This is a genomic window from Pantoea sp. BR_17 (assembly GCF_041955125.1).
In the GTDB taxonomy this organism is placed as follows: domain Bacteria; phylum Pseudomonadota; class Gammaproteobacteria; order Enterobacterales; family Enterobacteriaceae; genus Pantoea; species Pantoea stewartii.
Genome location: NZ_JAVAXT010000007.1, coordinates 1 through 16,286, shown reverse-complemented (window position 1 = coordinate 16,286; position 16,286 = coordinate 1). Strand labels below are relative to the sequence as shown.

Genomic DNA, 16,286 nt, shown 5'->3' with positions numbered 1-16,286 from the left:
ACGGAATACTTTACAAATTATTTTTTGGTGCCGCTGTATTACTTATGCAATAAGGCTTTATTAGTTTTTCTTCTTGAATCGGGTATGACTACATTTAACTAGCCGTACTGGTTTCTTTCACGTGAAAGAAATTTTTTTAAGTATCTAAATGGATTATAAATAAATCCAAATATAACAAAATAAAATTGCAAATTTGAAGTCGGTAAAATAATGATAAGCCGTAGTGATTACTAAATGTAAAGTTTTCGGAGGGTTATTATAATGTCATTCAAAATAAAGAAATTTGTCATGAGCAATGGAGAACGAGGTTGCTTAATTCTCAACAAAGAAACACTGCTACCAGTTTACTATCAGAACCTTTATCTCACAACTAATGTCAGGAACAGAAGTGCGACTGCTTCTACGATGGAGATAGTCGCAACGAATCTACTTATCCTTAGCAATTTTATGGAAAGTAGGAAAATCAACATCATTGATAGGATTGAAACCAAGCGGTTCCTAAGTGTAGCCGAAGTCGATGACCTGATACGGTATGCAAAGCAAAGATTCGATCAACAAAAAATTACGAATGTAAGATTACTCAAAGGAAAGCAGATTGCTACATGTACTTTTAGTTACAGGATACACGTTTTTTCAAATTACCTAAAGTGGTTGTGCGGATTGATTCATTCTATGAAGGGAATCCATGCCAGATATGAAATCGATACTTTCATAGAAAATTTGAGAGCACATCTCCCACGAAATAAATCACACAGCATGAACGACAGAAAAGACAAATCATTGAATGAAGAACAAATAAAAACTCTGTTTAAGCTGTTGGAAGTCGAAGGGAGCCAAAACCCCTTTCAGAAGGAGGTTCAAGGAAGGAACAGGCTCATTTTTACCTTGCTACTGAATTGTGGGTTGAGAGCAGGTGAATTACTAAATCTTAAAGTAAATGATCTAAATCTTAGAAATAACACACTGAGTATCTTCAGAAGACATGACTGCATTGAAGACCGGAGGCTGAATCAACCATTAGTTAAAACTGGCGAAAGGATAATCCCATTATCAGACGAGTTAGTGATGGAGATTTTCAATTACATACAAACTTGTAGAAGTAAAATCACTAAAAAGAAAAAACATGACTTCCTGTTTGTAACTCACAGCGCATGTAAAACGGTAGGAGAACCATTATCTGTTTCAGCATATGAGAAAATAATTTCTACTATTAAAAAAGCAAGCCCGGAATTAAAGAGTTTATCGGGGCATAGATTGAGACATTCATGGAACTATTTCTATTCAAATGAAATTGATAGTTCAAATTTGGAAAACAGTCGAAAATCAGGATTGAGATGCTATCTCATGGGGTGGTCAAAAGATTCTAAAATGCCTGAAAACTATAATTTTAAACATATATCAGAAAAAGAAAAGGAAGTTATTGGAAGAGTTTATGAATCTTTGAAAAAGATAACTGAGGGTCAATATAATGGAAACATGTAATCTAAGAAAAGAGAATCTGTTTTTTGCAACGATGCAGAGGTATAGCTTCAAGCTTTCTGATACCAAATGGCAATTAGATAAAGAGACTTGTATTTTCCCACATAAGATTGCCGACAAAATGCCAGAGTCGATGCGTATTGGTTACCTTACTACCTTGGCTTACTTTTCGGCTGAATACAGTTCAGGTTACACAAAAAACATAAACCAGATTTTTAGTCAATGGTTAGGAATGGTAGACATTAAAACGATAGATGCTAATGCGGTTTATCAATTTAATGTTAGTTTAGGCCCTGAAAAAAACTATAAACTAAATTCTATAAAGAAGTTTCTAACGAAGTGGAAAAAACTCGGTTATGTGGGAGTAGAAAACTCCGCTCTAAGAATGTTGGAAAAAATAAAAATTAAAACTAATTTGACAGGAGAAGCCGTTAAACGAAGAGACCCAAATACTGGACCGCTAACTGAGGAAGAGCTGGAAATCGTTCTTAAGAGTATCAGCAATTTTTTAAAAGAAGATAAAATTCCCATGTATCTTTATTGCTATGTCATTCTTTTAGCAACAACAGGAAGGAGGCCTTTACAGTTAACTTCCTTAAAAGCGAAAGATCTCATCAGAACGGGAGAAGGTTGCTTTCTGAATATACCGAAAGTTAAACAAAGGAAGGACTTTAGAAGTGAGTTTAGCATGGTAAGTATCGATAACTGCCTTAATGAAAAACTTACAACCTTGATTAACATGAATCAAAAATATATTGAAGATAGTATGAATCAGAGTATTGGTCATATAAAAAATGAATTACCTATATTCATGGACGCCAAAAAGTCTATATCAATTCAGTCTGGTCAAAGTTTAGAGACCATTATGGCAACTGATTATTTACATATGAAAAATTCATTTATCTCTAAAGAATTAGATGAAATCACCACTAAATTTAATATCAAGTCATCAAGAACCCATAATCCTATAAAGCTGAATGCAAGACGATTCAGGTATACCCTTGGATCACGTTTAGCAAAGGAAGGAGCCTCAGTTGAAGTGATAGCTAAAGCATTAGACCATAAATCTATTAATTCATCAGGAATATATGTAAAAAATATCCCAGACAATGTTCACGATATTGATATGAAACTTCATTCATTTTTTGAACCTCTATCTAAGATATTTCAGGGTAGCGATAGCACACAGAACAAGAAGCTCTTTACAGAATATGTTTTAAATTCTTTTGGATTCACTGATTGTAAACACGAACACGTAGAGTGTTTTACCTGCAAAAACTTTAGAGCCTGGAGTTCTGAATGACCAATGTGATTTTATTCGAGCCAATCAATGCTAACAATCCAAATTTAAATGTTGAGGATTTTATTAAATTTTGCAAGGGTAATGTTTTCAACTCTAAGTTAGCCAGTTCATGGGAAAACAATGTATGGAAGGGGTGCTACAGATTCAATAAGTTTGATATCAACAATAATCGAAATAGTAAAGATAAATTAGATGGTAGTTTTATTGATTTTGCTAAGGCTTATATGTTTCATATTCACTCGTTTGACAAGTCAAAGTTAAACCAGAATGCTTTGGCAATGTTGAAGATCGTTGAGTTTGTGTTATTGAAATCATACGGTGAAGCTAACGTAGTCAAGTGTAATAATAACATTTTTGATGAGTGTGTAAGAGTAGCAACGGCTAAATATACGAAATTAACAGCAGTTGGAATTGGTAAGGAACTTGAGAAACTATGTTTATTTTTGAGTGAAAACAGAATGATAAGCTCATCATACTTTTTTTGGGTAAATCCGTTAAGGCATAAAATAACTCAAAGTTGGCAAGGTTATGAACCTTCGCTGGAAGGGCATTCCAAATTACCAGATATAAAGTCCGTCATAGCCATTGCGGAGATTTTCTCAAAAGATGAAAGCCAACTGTCTGTGAGGGACATTTTCACAACCTCTGTTCTTGCACTGCTGATGTGTGCACCAGGACGAATCTCGGAAATATTAAGCCTTCCTGCGGATTGTGAGATTACAGAGCATGATGAGAACGGCATTAAACGATATGGTTTAAGGTTTTTTTCAGCGAAGGGGTATGCTGGAGACATCAAATGGATTCCTTCAGTAATGGTTCCTGTAGCTAAAAAGGCCATAACCCGGTTGAGAAAGTTGTCCACCCATCCAAGGTTTGTTGCCAAAACGATGGAAGGGAAGGTTCCTGAGTCATACAGATATGAACTCTTTAGTAAAAAACCTCAAAATTTTCCCTGGTATGATGAAGATAAGAAAATCAAATATTCAAATGCTTTGTGTCTGTTATTTGAGGGACAATTATGTAAGAAAACGAGCAATCATTTGGCACCTTTGTTCAGACCCACTGCTCAGTTTTTTAGATCGGATATTGATGCCTTTGCAAGTATCAAAGGCACTACAAACTTGTTTAAAAGACACGGTTATGTTAACGAAGATGGTAGCCCGTATTCGCTTAGGACCCATCAATTAAGACATCTACTTAATACGTTTTCTCAGATCAATGGTATGGACGAGTTTAGCATCGCCAGATGGTCTGGAAGGAAGTTGGTCTCACAAAATGTTTCCTACGATCACCGATCACACTTACAAATGATCAATCTCATGAAAGATAAAACTTCAATCGGAGCCGGTAATAGCCATAGGAAAAAAGAAATAGCTGTTATGGACATAACTGATTTCGATTTATTAAATGATGGAGCTGTGCTCGTCACTAAGCATGGCTACTGCAAGCACTCATATGTTTTTGAGCCTTGTAGTTATTATCCCTTACAAGACTCTGGAACGGATGATGGCCAACTAATGATGATACACACTAAAATTCTTGAAAAAACCAATTATGATAAAAATGATGGGAATGTTAATGCTGATAAATGGTATAAATTTCAAACTAAAATAATAAAAGGAGAATAAATGGCTAAACACATTACTGGTTATGATGAAAAATTGATAATGAAAGTTATTAATACCTGGAATGACGATGAGAAGCTGACCTGGGAGGCTTTATGCGACCAGTTGATAAAGATCATTGGGAAGAGACCTTCGAGGCAATCTTTAAGTTGTCATGTTAAAATTGCGGATTGTTTTAATTCAAAAAAGGAGCTTCTCAAGTCTGGTGTGAAAGAAACATGTGCGGTTAAACCTGCTAATTTAAAGATTGCTTGTCAGAGAATAAAAAGGCTCGAAACTGAAAACGAAGCTTTGATAGCATTGAATAACAAATATTTAGAGCAGTTTAAGATATGGCTGTATAACTCTCATTTAAAGCAAATAACAATCGAGGAGCTTAATCGTCCTTTACCTAAAAAAGATATTCAAATAGAAATTGATAGGTTTTAGCTATTGACATGATTGAATATTATGATATTTCTTTAAATGTCAGGATGACATTCACAACAGCAAGGATGCTACTATGAATAAATTAAACAGATATTTGCCAGATCAGAAGTTTTTGATACTCCTTAATCGCTTCATTCTTAGATACGATGAATCAGACTGCAATAAAGAAAAAATCGTAAAAGATGCCTACCTGTTCTGTGTAGGATACTTTTTGAAGTATCAGCAAGACTATCAGAATCCTTATCTGAAGGGACCAAGCAACATTATTGCAGTTTTGAGTTCGGCTTTGCTCAGTCCAAACTTCTATACAATACCTTCAACAGTCAGTCTCGAACGAGTGCTGTATTTCTACAAGTTTATCATCGAATACATTATCTGGAATGAGTATGAAGTAGAAAGAATATTTGCTACTCAAAAACAGAGCTTTACGCCTTCACCAGAGCTTAAATCAGATGGTTTCAAAATGAAGAAAAGGGTTTAGGATATACTTTTTATTCAGTATGGCGATACAATAACTATGCCATATGATCTTTACACTTAACTTAGGGCGAGTGTTCTGCAAATGGATCATATGGCATCTCAGCTTTAATGTATGATATATTTTCTTTTATCTTATGACTTTTCAGGATGATGAAATGAACGATTTTGAGCAAAAGCTCCTTCAGAATGGATTTTCGGCAAAGGATATCCGCAAGCTTAATGAAATTCTTACCCGAGATGAGAACAAATCAGATACACTTCAGTCTCTCATTCAGGAGCTGAGCAAGCGCTTTTGGGCTGGTATAATTTCCATGCTCATTATTTTATCAATTTTCATTTATGGTATAGCGAAAGGGCATAAAGAAAGCCTGATTTCTTATGCTATCGTCCTTATCATCGGTGCCATAATTGTTTACTTTGTCATACCAATGAATCTGGCCTGGAAAGCACACAGGTTTGCAAGTAATAGCAAAAGTTAGTTTCCATTTTGGTTGTGATTCATCTGGTAGAGGTTCACACCTATAGCGCTACCTTTCCAGACTGCTGTTGCACCTTTTAAAGCCAAGTCTTGTTTGCTCATCATCTGCACTTGGCGATAGTAATCAGTTGGGAGATACTTGAATATTCTCCAAGCCTCGGGTTTCAAAGTCAGTTTGAAAATTCCGTAGTAAGATGTAGTGAGATCAACCACTTGGTAAGCAAGCAGACCCAGGCGTTTATCAAATCCAAAAAATTCAGCTACATCCTGATAAGCTTCAATCACCGGATTAGTAGGGTTTGAAACTCCTCTTAACTTATCTATGCTTTCCGCCATTGAACCTGCACCATTAGCAATCAATGCAGAACCAGCAACAACACCGATAACATTTCCACTGAACAGTGATCCAGCAAACAAGCCTACCCCAGCCACTAACTGAACAGTCCCAAGAACAACTCCGATGCCGTCGATGACATAGCCAATGATCTTTTCATGGTCATGGTAAAACTTCACAGAAGACGAAACTACGGCTTCTCCTGTTCTAAGCATCCTGTCCTGAATCTTTAGGTTTTGGGCTTCTTGCTTGAGATTTTGGATACACTCCTGACACTTATCATCCGTGGTAGAAGTGCGGATAGTCTGAATCTGCAAGCGGGTGAACTCCCTTATTTCATCCTGGAACCTTACACGGACGAGCGCATCCTTGAGATGGAACTGTGAGAGGGATGTGGCAACATTGACTAAGTGATTAGCCTCAAGACTTGCCATACTTAGAAAGTAGTTTGATTGTCTGTTCCTGTCCCAGTAGTTATCCATAACGATACCTTTGTGTTAATGTCACTTGTGATAGTTATTCATGGCAGACCCTAAAATAACTTTAGTCATAAGTAAAGACAAGTGAGAATAAACCATTTTTTATTAACCTTTTTATTGACAGCATCATTAACTATTAATAGTCGTTTTCATTTTATTTTGACTGACCAATGATTAATTGAAATTTTGTTCTCACTTGGTTTTCGATATGTAAATATATCTATAAGAACTGATATAAAAAACACAGCCAAAGAAAATATACCTAGAATCACAAAGAAGTTATTTGCATCTACTCCAGGATATGTAATTAAAAACACACCTTCAGATAACGAAAGCCATACACCTAAAAAGAGAAGGTAAAGAGCAAAATTAAGTTTTGATATTGAAAAGCGATTTGCTCTTTTATTGACTAAAGTGGTGTATATTCTTCCTGAAAATAATGGTTCTAACAGGCTGACATGATATTCCCAGTTCTTTTGCCAGAATTCGCTGCCTTGTATTATTTTTGAACCGATGATGGTTATTATAACTCCTAACACTGCAACACCTTCAACCATATATATGAGAGCATTTTTTACATCAGAATCTGAAGGGAGTCGGTAATATGCAGTAAGTAGTAATCCCGTCACAGTTATCAATGATGCAATCAGAGTCCATACGTAAGTTGTTCTTTTCCAATATAGATCAATTTCAAATTTCCTTATATCATGTGCTTTATCATATGATTCTTTGAGGACTGCATAATCTCTATTAGTCAAAAATTCTTTTTCAGGCGAGTTAAGTAGTTGTTTTATGTACTCATTCGCAGTTTTTTCCTTAAAATATCGTTGTGCTTCTTTGTCTTTATGTTCTTTATCCAATGCTTTATCAGAGTTATTATTTCTTAGAGTGATAAGGCGCTGATTTAACATGTTTTTATCCTTATTGACTGTAGGCTTATTCCTATTGTTCATCTTTATTTTAATCACTTAAATAATCAAAGGCTAATTAGACTAACTTTGGAGTTGTTAACTATTTACTTTGAATTCATTGGTTTACTCGTATTTAGTGCTCAAACCTTTTTACTACCGCATAAGTGCTTGGAAACATATTACATACAGGAATTGTTAAGCTCAACTTTACAATTGAAAAAAAACCAATCGGGTGATTGGTTTTTTTAAGTTACTGATAAGCAATGCATTAAATTTTTATCTATTAATTACATTGTCAAAGATATGCATCCAGCGCTTAAGTTGCAGTTCCGTATCCCGGATGCCTTCTTGTGAGTTAAAGTCACCCTTTTGGGGAAAGAACATTACTCTCCATTCTGGAAACTGAACATCATCCACTGCGATGTAAAAGCCCGATTCTCTGAAATCATGAGTGCGGTCGAGTTCTTTGTTGATACCAGCCCGTTCTCTCGTAGTAGACAAATTGTATCGCCACTCTTTGATTGCTGAGAACGGATAGGTCTTTTGTTTGTTCTCTTCCTTGAGATGGATCAGTCCCCGTTTTTCATCGAGCTTCATAGCAGTAGGACCGAACTCATGGCTCCACATGCCGTCAGACTCTCCGAACACATCTCTGGTGCTGGCATTCCACTTCTTAATTCGGAATTTTTTATAAGCAAACATCAAGAGCATGATGCTTGCGAAAACCCATACGATTGCAAGCTGGACCAAACCCTGAATTCCAGAGAAATAGAAAATGACAATCGGAAGTGCAATAGCAATCCACACCCGTTTCATCATAAGGAAGTTGGGCTGTTTTACTTCAGTTATTGCTGTCATATGTTCATCCAAGGTTAGTTTCACTGAATTGAAGGCGCACGTATGCATCAGCTTATTCTGCTGATAAATCAGTGTGCTATGTGGTTTCGTTTGAAGTTACATTACGGCTTGGAAATGGGGTCTAGCAAATCATTTGTACCGATCGATCGCTTTCTTTTGATAGTTTTTATCTATCATGAGTATTTTATTGATCAGTAATAACGATCGATCGTTTTTGCCTATCGATATGAAAAAGAATGAAAATATTTATGGAGTTTGACTTGGTGAGTGGTTTCAACTCGCTGAAAACTAGCTCTTTAAGGTCGTTTGAAAACGTTTTTTAACGCTGAATTTTCAAAATTTACCTCAGAAATCTCTAGTGCTTCAGAGTTGCTGGTTCGTATTGCTGTATAGATGACATTTCTTTTGAGAGGATTGAGAATCGTTGAGCCAACAGCTTTTAAACTGGCAACAAGCTCGTCAAGGTAAGGTATCCACTGCAACCAGTGAGACCGGATATGTTCTCTGGAATTTGCCGTAAGGGGGATAGCTGTGGGATGAACTTCAATCGGATTCGAAACGTTTTCTTTGTCGGCAATCGATTCAGGAGCAACAGCCTCTATAGGTTGAGTCACTGTGATTCGCTTACTCATGTTTGACCAACTGTATGCCTTACCGAGCTGTGATGCCTTAAAAGCGACTCCCTGATGCTCAAATGAAAAACCGTTCATCTTGCCTGTAGATGCGATGTTTGCTGTCGCTGATATGTTTTGCTTTTGTAATTCATATATGAAGTCTTCGATAGTGATGGTAGGGAAGAAGGTAAGGATCGCATCCACAGCTTCCTGTATCACTTTTTTAGAAGGTTTCTCTCCGGTTCTGTCCTGCATCATCTTTTCGTTACGAGTGAGCTTCCTTTGCTTCTTGGGCGATTTAGCAGGAGAGGGACCTTTCGTTTGAGTGAGTTTGTGGTCTCGCTCAAGATCTTGGATTACACGGGTGCTTATCAGGTTTTCGTTCTTACCCAAGTAAAGCTGGCCATCTGCTAAAACGTTTATGCGCGAAGCAATAATATGTATGTGCTGTCCAGCTTCATCGTCGTGGAGGACATAACAACGAAGGTGAGTGTCACAGAAGCCTATTCGCCTCATGTAGTCGTCAGCAATGTTCCTCCATTGTTGATTTGTGAGTGATTCACCAAAAGGGAGACGAAGGGAGTTATGCCAAACTGGTTTCGTAACATCCTCTCTAAGCTTCTGAGTCTTCACGAACTCGGCGGTCAGCTCGTCTACAGTAATGCCTACAAGATTGCCACCAATCACCATTGGTGTAGTCATATGATGAGGAGCAGGGGCAAGTGCATACGAGATGACTCCTCGGAAGTTTTTTCCCCTTTTTATTTTATTCATACCCTTCATCTTGGATGATCACTTTTCAAGAGTCAGCAGAGCATCTCTCACATGCGACAGTTTCAATTTTAAAGCGCTTACTTCCTGCGATAGTGGCTGAGCATCTTCGCCTCTGCGAAGCAGGAACGAAGTAAGGTCATTGAGTTTCTGTAGGGAACCAGTAAGCTCCTGCCAGGCTTCTTTGTTGATTTCGGGAACAGAAGGGGGTAGTTGCTGAAAAGCTGAAGATCTCAGCCAACTGCTTTTGCTGAGCTGGCCTCTGGACTGGTTTACTTTGCTCAGCTCAACCTCATTTAATCTAACTGTCACTGAGTGTATGCGAAGACGATTAGGGGGTAATTTTTTGACGGCAGGATCATTGGTAAATGAAGAAGGGAACTCATCGTCGAATATAATATTGTTTTTTTTCATATCAACTCCTTTTGATATTTTGATTAATAGCATATCCATATGCTAACTATAATAAATACCATAAAGATCAATTTCGTCAATGGGTTGGGGTTTGATTTTGGGGTGGCTTTGATCTTTCTTTTTCAACCGAAGGGCGGAAAAAGCAAGGCAACTGAGCATCGCTCAGTTAGCCCTTGCTTATTAAATTTTAAATAACTTAGTTTTTTGCGCTTGAACGCAACCATTCATTAGTATCTAAGCCAACGCGAGATATTTGTTCTGCCAGTTTATTAGCAATTGCTTGAGCTACCGTTGCTTTGAGTTCACCATGCCATATAAGAAAGCTTTCTCTATTACCATTTTTATACTTGATCTTATATTTATCTCGATGAATTACGGCTTTAATTGTGTTGCTTTCTGTATCAGGACTAAATGTGAATAGTTGCAGATTCTTACTTCCTGGCTTGATGTTAAATTTAAGAAACCCATTTTTGGAATCTCTAATAACATGAGTGAATCCGCTTGAAGAGTCTACTTTAATAATTTTTAAGAAAATAAAATTTCTATCCTCATGAATGCGAACTGTGTCACATAAAGGTTGCATACATATAAAGTAATCGGTACCCTTTTGTACTATAGTGCCTTGCTTTATAGTCGGAGCATGGTTGTCAAGCTTTAAAGATAAAACATCCCTTCTCTTACACTCTATAGAACTCAAGTGTTCATGCGGGAAATGATTCTTCCCAGTCAAATTAATTTGTATCAATGAATTTCTGAAGTTTTTTAAATTGCAAATGACTGGTTGTTCCGATAGTATCGCTTGTAATCCTACTTCAGTTGATGCTTCCAGAAGTCTTTTCATTCTATCAGATGTTATATTAATTTCATTTTTAGCAATATTAATGCGAATTAGATTGTTTGGCTCAGTTTTAGCAATTTTATCTGCCCATTGCTTTAATTTTGATATGCTAAGATTGCTCTTTATTTTATGGCTTGTTTGCAAAGTAGATTTAAATTCTTCTGATATTATTTCAGTAGCATAATCGAAAGCGACTTCATGAGCTTTTTCTCTAACTTCTGGTGAGGATAGAAGTCCTAGTACATGTGACACATATGCTGGGTCCAGATTCTTATTAAATGTATGCAAAATATGATGAGTTTTATCTCTTAGTTCTCCTAATGCAGATAAAGTTGCATTTGAAAGAAGACCAATAGTTAACATTGTGAATAAATCAATAACACTATCCTTAAGTTGCTCAATCGTTTCATCTTTTTTGATAACAGTTATCTGACAAAATTCAAGATCTGAGTTTTTGAAAGTTATATTATTAGATTTTAATTTTGCTTTAATACCGTTTGAGTCAGAAGAGTGTAAATGATTTTTTATGTTACTTGCTATAGCATTTATATCTTGTTCGGCAGTATAGATAACGATAAGACGTAAACGCCCGCTTTGTTCCTGATCATTGTTTATAATTTTCTCAATGCTTGCTTTAGCAAGAGTTCCCGGCTCAGCATTGAAATCATGATCCATACTCCAATCTAAAATTGTTATATCTGCTCGTCGAGCGCATTCCATTATTTTTGTAGATGCAATATCTATTGACTGGAAACGCAAAGCATCAGGTATGAAACCGCAGCAGTTAATTCCATGCTCAGCAAATGCAAGTGATAAACTTTGGTAATCAAGCTGGTGTGATTCCTCTAAAAAACTTACATCCTGTTCTGAGAATCCGAAATCACCATTATATATACCCAGACCTGTATCATTTTCAGGTGCGTCAAAAGAGTCTGAGTCACTTTCTATGTTAACAGGGCTTTGGATATGAGGAGAATTTCTTGATTTCCCGAGAAATAGTCCATCATCCACTGCTACAACGCTGTTTAAAAAATTTTTTACAATGTCTTTTGATGATTCAAAAAATGGACCTGTATTCACGATATTACTCCGTTTCTATCTCATGTTCTTTAGTTGGTTCTATCCTAAACACAGCCCCAGTATCAGGCCTATATGGCTCTAAAATAATATCAAAATTTTCTCTATTTAATGTTTGTTGAGCAATATATAAACCCATCCCTTGACCGCCGACACGTCGACTAAAACCAAATTCAAAAACATTATGCTGATCGATAGTAGGAATACCGGGACCTGAGTCTTGTATCATAAAGCCTTTTTTTGTTGCATCAAGAGTAATAACTTTTTCTCCGGTGCTTCGCGTAACCCAGTGAATAGCATTATCAATTACATTTATAAAGACAGGGTATAAAGTTGAGGTAAAAGTTACGATACTTTGTTTGTAAAAGCGAGAAGTGTATTTAACAGTTATGTTCTCTTTTTCAAACCTTTCTTCAAAGACGGATGAAATAAACTCACTAATGGCTTTACCAGTGATCAGGGTGCGGCGGCGCCCAATACGTCTAGTTAATGGCATGAGTGTTTTTAAATAAGCGTCTAAATGTTCAAAACCTACACGAACTCTTTCATAAATCATCTTAAATTTTTCGTTGCGGGCAGCAAAAGGTTGCATTTCATTAAGATTTCTACGCAAAGATAAAATATTATTGTTAAATTCATGCCCTAAAACACCTAATGCCATCCCTAACTGTGTTAGATGTAAGTTTTGTTCGTTTTGCTCTTTAAGATGTTCATATTCAGTTTCAAGTATAGATATTACTTCAGTTGAAGAGGTTGCATTCTGTTCACTTCCTTCTTTTGCTGATAATAAGCGCTCTGTTATGAGATTTATATTATTTATGACTTCTTTAGATGACTTATCAATTCGATTTTCTAAATCATTTTTTAACTGAAAAAGTTGCTTAGTAGTAATGCCTTGAAAGCTGGTTGAATGAAATTCTTTAAGTGCCTCGGATGCTTGTAATTTTGCTTGTTCCTTGGTTTTGTTCAATAATTGTCGTGATTGATTCTGTAAATCTTCTAATACCTTCTGAGCTTTATTGTATGCTTCATTCAACTGTTTACGCTGATTTTCCTCTTGAAGAATAAGAGAATCATTAAATCGACGCCGCAGTCCTGTGCGGTCCCCATAATGATCCTCATATTCGACTAAATTATGACTTATCTTAAGTTTAATCTGTTCTATCTTTTCAAGCAATTCTACTTTTTTGACTTGGTATGAATCCCATTGTTCCGCTAATTCTTTATTGAGGCCAATGCCTGAAGGTTTAGAAATCTCGATACTGCTAATAATCCTGCCAAATTCATTTATTCTAATTTGTTCGATAATGAAAACCAAGTCATCTATTGCTTGTCTTTTAGGATCAAAGTTGGTGAGAGTTGTATCTGCTTTATCTGCAATGAGTTGGATAGTTGTATCCCAATCTCCATTATCTAATTTTTTAAAAAACTTTTCCAAATTTTCAGAGAGTTTTTTTCTTTTGATATTTTTATAACCATCTCTTTTTCTTAAAATTTCATTTTCTCGTTGCTGGCGAGCTCTTTTTTCAATGAAAGTTGAAGAATGATCACCTTTATCATTGAAATAATCGCTCGCTATCTGAATAAAAAAGTTCTCTAATATTGCTTTTAGTTGTTTGTAGGCTTTATTTTCGATAAAACCTTCACGACCTGCTTTTTCTTTTAAATCGGCATTGTTTTTTTTCGTAAGTTCTATTGCACCAAACATACGACGATAAGAGAAGAAATACTCACTTGCACTTTTAGAACGACGCTGCTCTATTCTAAGGAAATCTACATCAGAATCACCATATGGTAATATACGTATTCCATCGCGATAAATGTATAATCCACCTATCCTGTCCGTTTTATCTCTCAATTCTTTCCAAACATCCTGAGGGACCCTGGTATCTTTTTGTGCGCCATGAACGTAAGCAAGATTAAGACTAAATGGACCACACAGGACTTCTTTATTGGCGCCATCTGGCCAAGAAACGACAATTTCTTTTTCTTCACCGTAGACTTTAAGAATACCTGAGAATTGACCAAATTCGTTAAATATACCTTGAAAATGATGGTCTGCAATTTCGAATTCATTTGCAGTAAAAAAAACAGATTCACTAATCCGGTCTATGCATTCACCTGTTAAAGTGTGATCTCGAAAACGTGCAACAATAGGGGGATGCGCATTTTCATACATAGTATTGGTAAAACCAAGAAGTGATTTTTCTAACCTTGATGCTTGGTCTGTTCGTCTGGCAGTAGCAAAACTTTCTATATCATCTGCTAATATTTCTTCAACTGGAGCTATAATAAAATGTGTCCCACCGTGATTATCAATTAAAGATAGATGCTTTCTTTTTAAGTTTAGGCTTTCATCTAAATTATTAAGTGCCGAATTCCAGAATTTAGGATCGTAATCAAATTGTTTAATTTGTTTAACAAGAATATCAATTTTATTCTGTGATATTTTTCCTGCAAAGCTTTTGATGTTTTCCAATGCATCATTTAAAAGCTTTTCAATATGAGTTTTTTCTAAAACAACATTTTTATCAAGCTCTATTATTGGTATGTTTATATCTTCAAGATTTAATTTTGGAAGAGAGAATAAAGTCCAGTTAACAAATGCTATAACTATATTTCCATTTTTATTATTTCGACGTGATCTAGTAATAACTAACACTTGTGGGCCAATCGATGCAATGGCTAATCTACCAATTCCTTTCTCTCCCATAATTGGGCGAGCTGTTTTAGCCAAATCAACTTCAGGCATACCGATGCTGTCTTCATCCGTAAGTTTACTGTCGGTTCCAATAGTTAACCAACGTTCTTCAAATTCCTCTCTAGTCATCCCTAAACCATCGTCTCGAAGGATGAGAAGGTTTTTTTTTCTGATATAATCTACTTCAACATTGTCTGCATAGGCATCATGAGCATTTTTGAAAAGCTCACTCAAAGCCGTGGGAATTCCAGCAATTTGTTGTCTGCCAAGCATATCAAGTGCTCTGGCTTTTGTTTTTATCTGCGCCATGAATAGAGTTTGGTCAGTAAAACTAACCCCTCCTAATCTATTTGTAATATTGTTTCCATATAGCTTCCGCAAAGCATTGCGCCAATAGAACTGGGACTGCATTTCCGATTTGCTTTGATTTGGAAACTCGATTTCCGATAAACTGGAACTTTTCTGGAAACGTTTGTAGCAATGCAGCCTCACGAAATGTGATGGCTCTATGCTGTGTTATATCTGGATGTCCAAATCGTCCATTTGAAATACTCGTACATTTTGTAGTTAATGTTTTACATGGAGTGTCCCAGCTCATTCTTCCATATACATCTGTATGACCGTCATAAGTTTTGTGACATTTAAGCCACAAATCCTCTGGCCAGTGACGGCGATCTCCTCCTTCTGGAGTGTGTTTTAACCGTCTAATGTTTTTTGAAGTAACCATTGCTGCTGTGTGTAAGGGATCGTTAGGATCAGTTTCACCTGCTTGGAGAGGCGGAAGTTGACCTATGTAGTCTCTTACAGTTGCAAAAGGATGTTCTCTATCTCCATGAGTAGGATTTGGAAAAACTGGTTTTCCCTTTAACTTGGCTAGGACCACTAAACGTTTACGCTGCTGAGGTACACCATAGAACTCACTAGATATTACCCGATATTCATAGTGATAATCAAAGCGCTTTATAAACTTTAAAAAATCAGCAAATGGCCCATTCTCTGAAAGTTTCACACTCTGCAATCCTGGCACGTTTTCGATGAAAATATATGCAGGTCTAAATGCACGTATGAATCTCTTTGTCTGACTTAACAATGACTTGCGAATGTCTCCGCTATGACGATTTTTATTTTGTGAGGAAAAAGGTTGACAAGGAGCGCAGGCACAAAAAACCAGGTCACATTCTTTCCAGTTTGGAATTTTTTCTGCAATATGCCTTGCTTTAATGTTCATGATGTTATCTTGGATAAAAGCAGTATTAGGAAAGTTTGCTTTGTAGCTGTCAGCAGCGCTTTTGTCTTGGTCGATTCCAAGAGCTATACTAAAGCCTGCCAGTTCAAAACCTTTACTGGCTCCACCACAACCACAGAAAAAATCAATAACCTTCATTAATATATTTATCCCTTAAAATCATAATGTTAGTAGCCACCTCTGTCTTGTTGAAGTAAACTTACTATACACTTTGTCATGCTATAACACATCAATCCAACTAACATTCAT

14 protein-coding genes are annotated in these 16,286 nt (G+C 36.3%); 6 read left to right on the top strand and 8 right to left on the bottom strand.

Annotation, left to right across the window (positions count from 1 at the left end):
- Nucleotides 1-261: 261 nt before the first annotated feature.
- The 6 genes from RAC60_RS12170 (at nucleotide 262) to RAC60_RS12145 (ending at nucleotide 5,795) form a co-directional block, all read left to right on the top strand.
- The gene (locus RAC60_RS12170; RefSeq protein ID WP_375093847.1) at nucleotides 262-1,482 is read left to right on the top strand and encodes a tyrosine-type recombinase/integrase; all 1,221 of its coding nucleotides are present in this window, start codon (nucleotides 262-264) and stop codon (nucleotides 1,480-1,482) included.
- Nucleotides 1,469-2,782 carry a tyrosine-type recombinase/integrase gene (locus RAC60_RS12165; RefSeq protein WP_375093845.1) on the top strand — a complete coding sequence of 438 codons (1,314 nt, stop codon included), beginning with the start codon at nucleotides 1,469-1,471 and terminating at the stop codon, nucleotides 2,780-2,782. The genes RAC60_RS12170 and RAC60_RS12165 overlap by 14 nt, the downstream gene beginning before the upstream one ends.
- Nucleotides 2,779-4,410: a DNA-binding protein gene (locus RAC60_RS12160; protein ID WP_375093844.1), complete on the top strand. Its 1,632-nt coding sequence runs from the start codon at nucleotides 2,779-2,781 to the stop codon at nucleotides 4,408-4,410. The genes RAC60_RS12165 and RAC60_RS12160 overlap by 4 nt, the downstream gene beginning before the upstream one ends.
- Nucleotides 4,411-4,836 (top strand): hypothetical protein, encoded by a 426-nt coding sequence (locus RAC60_RS12155; protein ID WP_105078806.1) that lies wholly within the window; start codon nucleotides 4,411-4,413, stop codon nucleotides 4,834-4,836.
- Nucleotides 4,837-4,909: 73 nt separating this feature from the next.
- On the top strand, nucleotides 4,910-5,317 hold the full coding sequence (locus RAC60_RS12150; RefSeq protein ID WP_028725047.1) for a hypothetical protein: 408 nt from the start codon (nucleotides 4,910-4,912) through the stop codon (nucleotides 5,315-5,317).
- A 154-nt stretch (nucleotides 5,318-5,471) separates the two neighbouring features.
- Nucleotides 5,472-5,795 (top strand): hypothetical protein, encoded by a 324-nt coding sequence (locus RAC60_RS12145; RefSeq protein ID WP_058707755.1) that lies wholly within the window; start codon nucleotides 5,472-5,474, stop codon nucleotides 5,793-5,795.
- Here RAC60_RS12145 and RAC60_RS12140 read toward each other — a convergent pair.
- From RAC60_RS12140 to RAC60_RS12105, 8 genes are all read right to left on the bottom strand, one after another.
- Nucleotides 5,792-6,610 carry a DUF4225 domain-containing protein gene (locus RAC60_RS12140; protein ID WP_210484665.1) on the bottom strand — a complete coding sequence of 273 codons (819 nt, stop codon included), beginning with the start codon at nucleotides 6,608-6,610 and terminating at the stop codon, nucleotides 5,792-5,794. The two genes, RAC60_RS12145 and RAC60_RS12140, sit on opposite strands and share 4 nt — an antisense overlap.
- A 146-nt stretch (nucleotides 6,611-6,756) precedes the next feature.
- Nucleotides 6,757-7,518, bottom strand: a complete 762-nt coding sequence (locus RAC60_RS12135; RefSeq protein WP_375093842.1) for a hypothetical protein — start codon at nucleotides 7,516-7,518, stop codon at nucleotides 6,757-6,759.
- Between the two features lie 276 nt (nucleotides 7,519-7,794).
- Entirely contained in the window at nucleotides 7,795-8,376 is a 582-nt protein-coding gene (locus tag RAC60_RS12130) for a DUF4755 domain-containing protein (protein ID WP_375093840.1), read from the bottom strand.
- A 296-nt stretch (nucleotides 8,377-8,672) separates the two neighbouring features.
- Nucleotides 8,673-9,773: a relaxase/mobilization nuclease domain-containing protein gene (locus RAC60_RS12125; RefSeq protein WP_375093838.1), complete on the bottom strand. Its 1,101-nt coding sequence runs from the start codon at nucleotides 9,771-9,773 to the stop codon at nucleotides 8,673-8,675.
- Between the two features lie 9 nt (nucleotides 9,774-9,782).
- Nucleotides 9,783-10,175, bottom strand: coding sequence for a hypothetical protein (locus RAC60_RS12120; RefSeq protein WP_375093837.1), 393 nt, complete (start codon nucleotides 10,173-10,175; stop codon nucleotides 9,783-9,785).
- 196 nt (nucleotides 10,176-10,371) lie between these two features.
- The gene (locus tag RAC60_RS12115; protein WP_375093835.1) at nucleotides 10,372-12,093 is read right to left on the bottom strand and encodes a response regulator receiver domain; all 1,722 of its coding nucleotides are present in this window, start codon (nucleotides 12,091-12,093) and stop codon (nucleotides 10,372-10,374) included.
- A 4-nt stretch (nucleotides 12,094-12,097) separates the two neighbouring features.
- The gene (locus tag RAC60_RS12110; protein ID WP_375093833.1) at nucleotides 12,098-15,202 is read right to left on the bottom strand and encodes an ATP-binding protein; all 3,105 of its coding nucleotides are present in this window, start codon (nucleotides 15,200-15,202) and stop codon (nucleotides 12,098-12,100) included.
- Nucleotides 15,138-16,175: a DNA cytosine methyltransferase gene (locus tag RAC60_RS12105; protein ID WP_375093831.1), complete on the bottom strand. Its 1,038-nt coding sequence runs from the start codon at nucleotides 16,173-16,175 to the stop codon at nucleotides 15,138-15,140. Before RAC60_RS12105 ends, RAC60_RS12110 begins: the two co-directional genes overlap by 65 nt.
- Nucleotides 16,176-16,286: the final 111 nt, after the last annotated feature.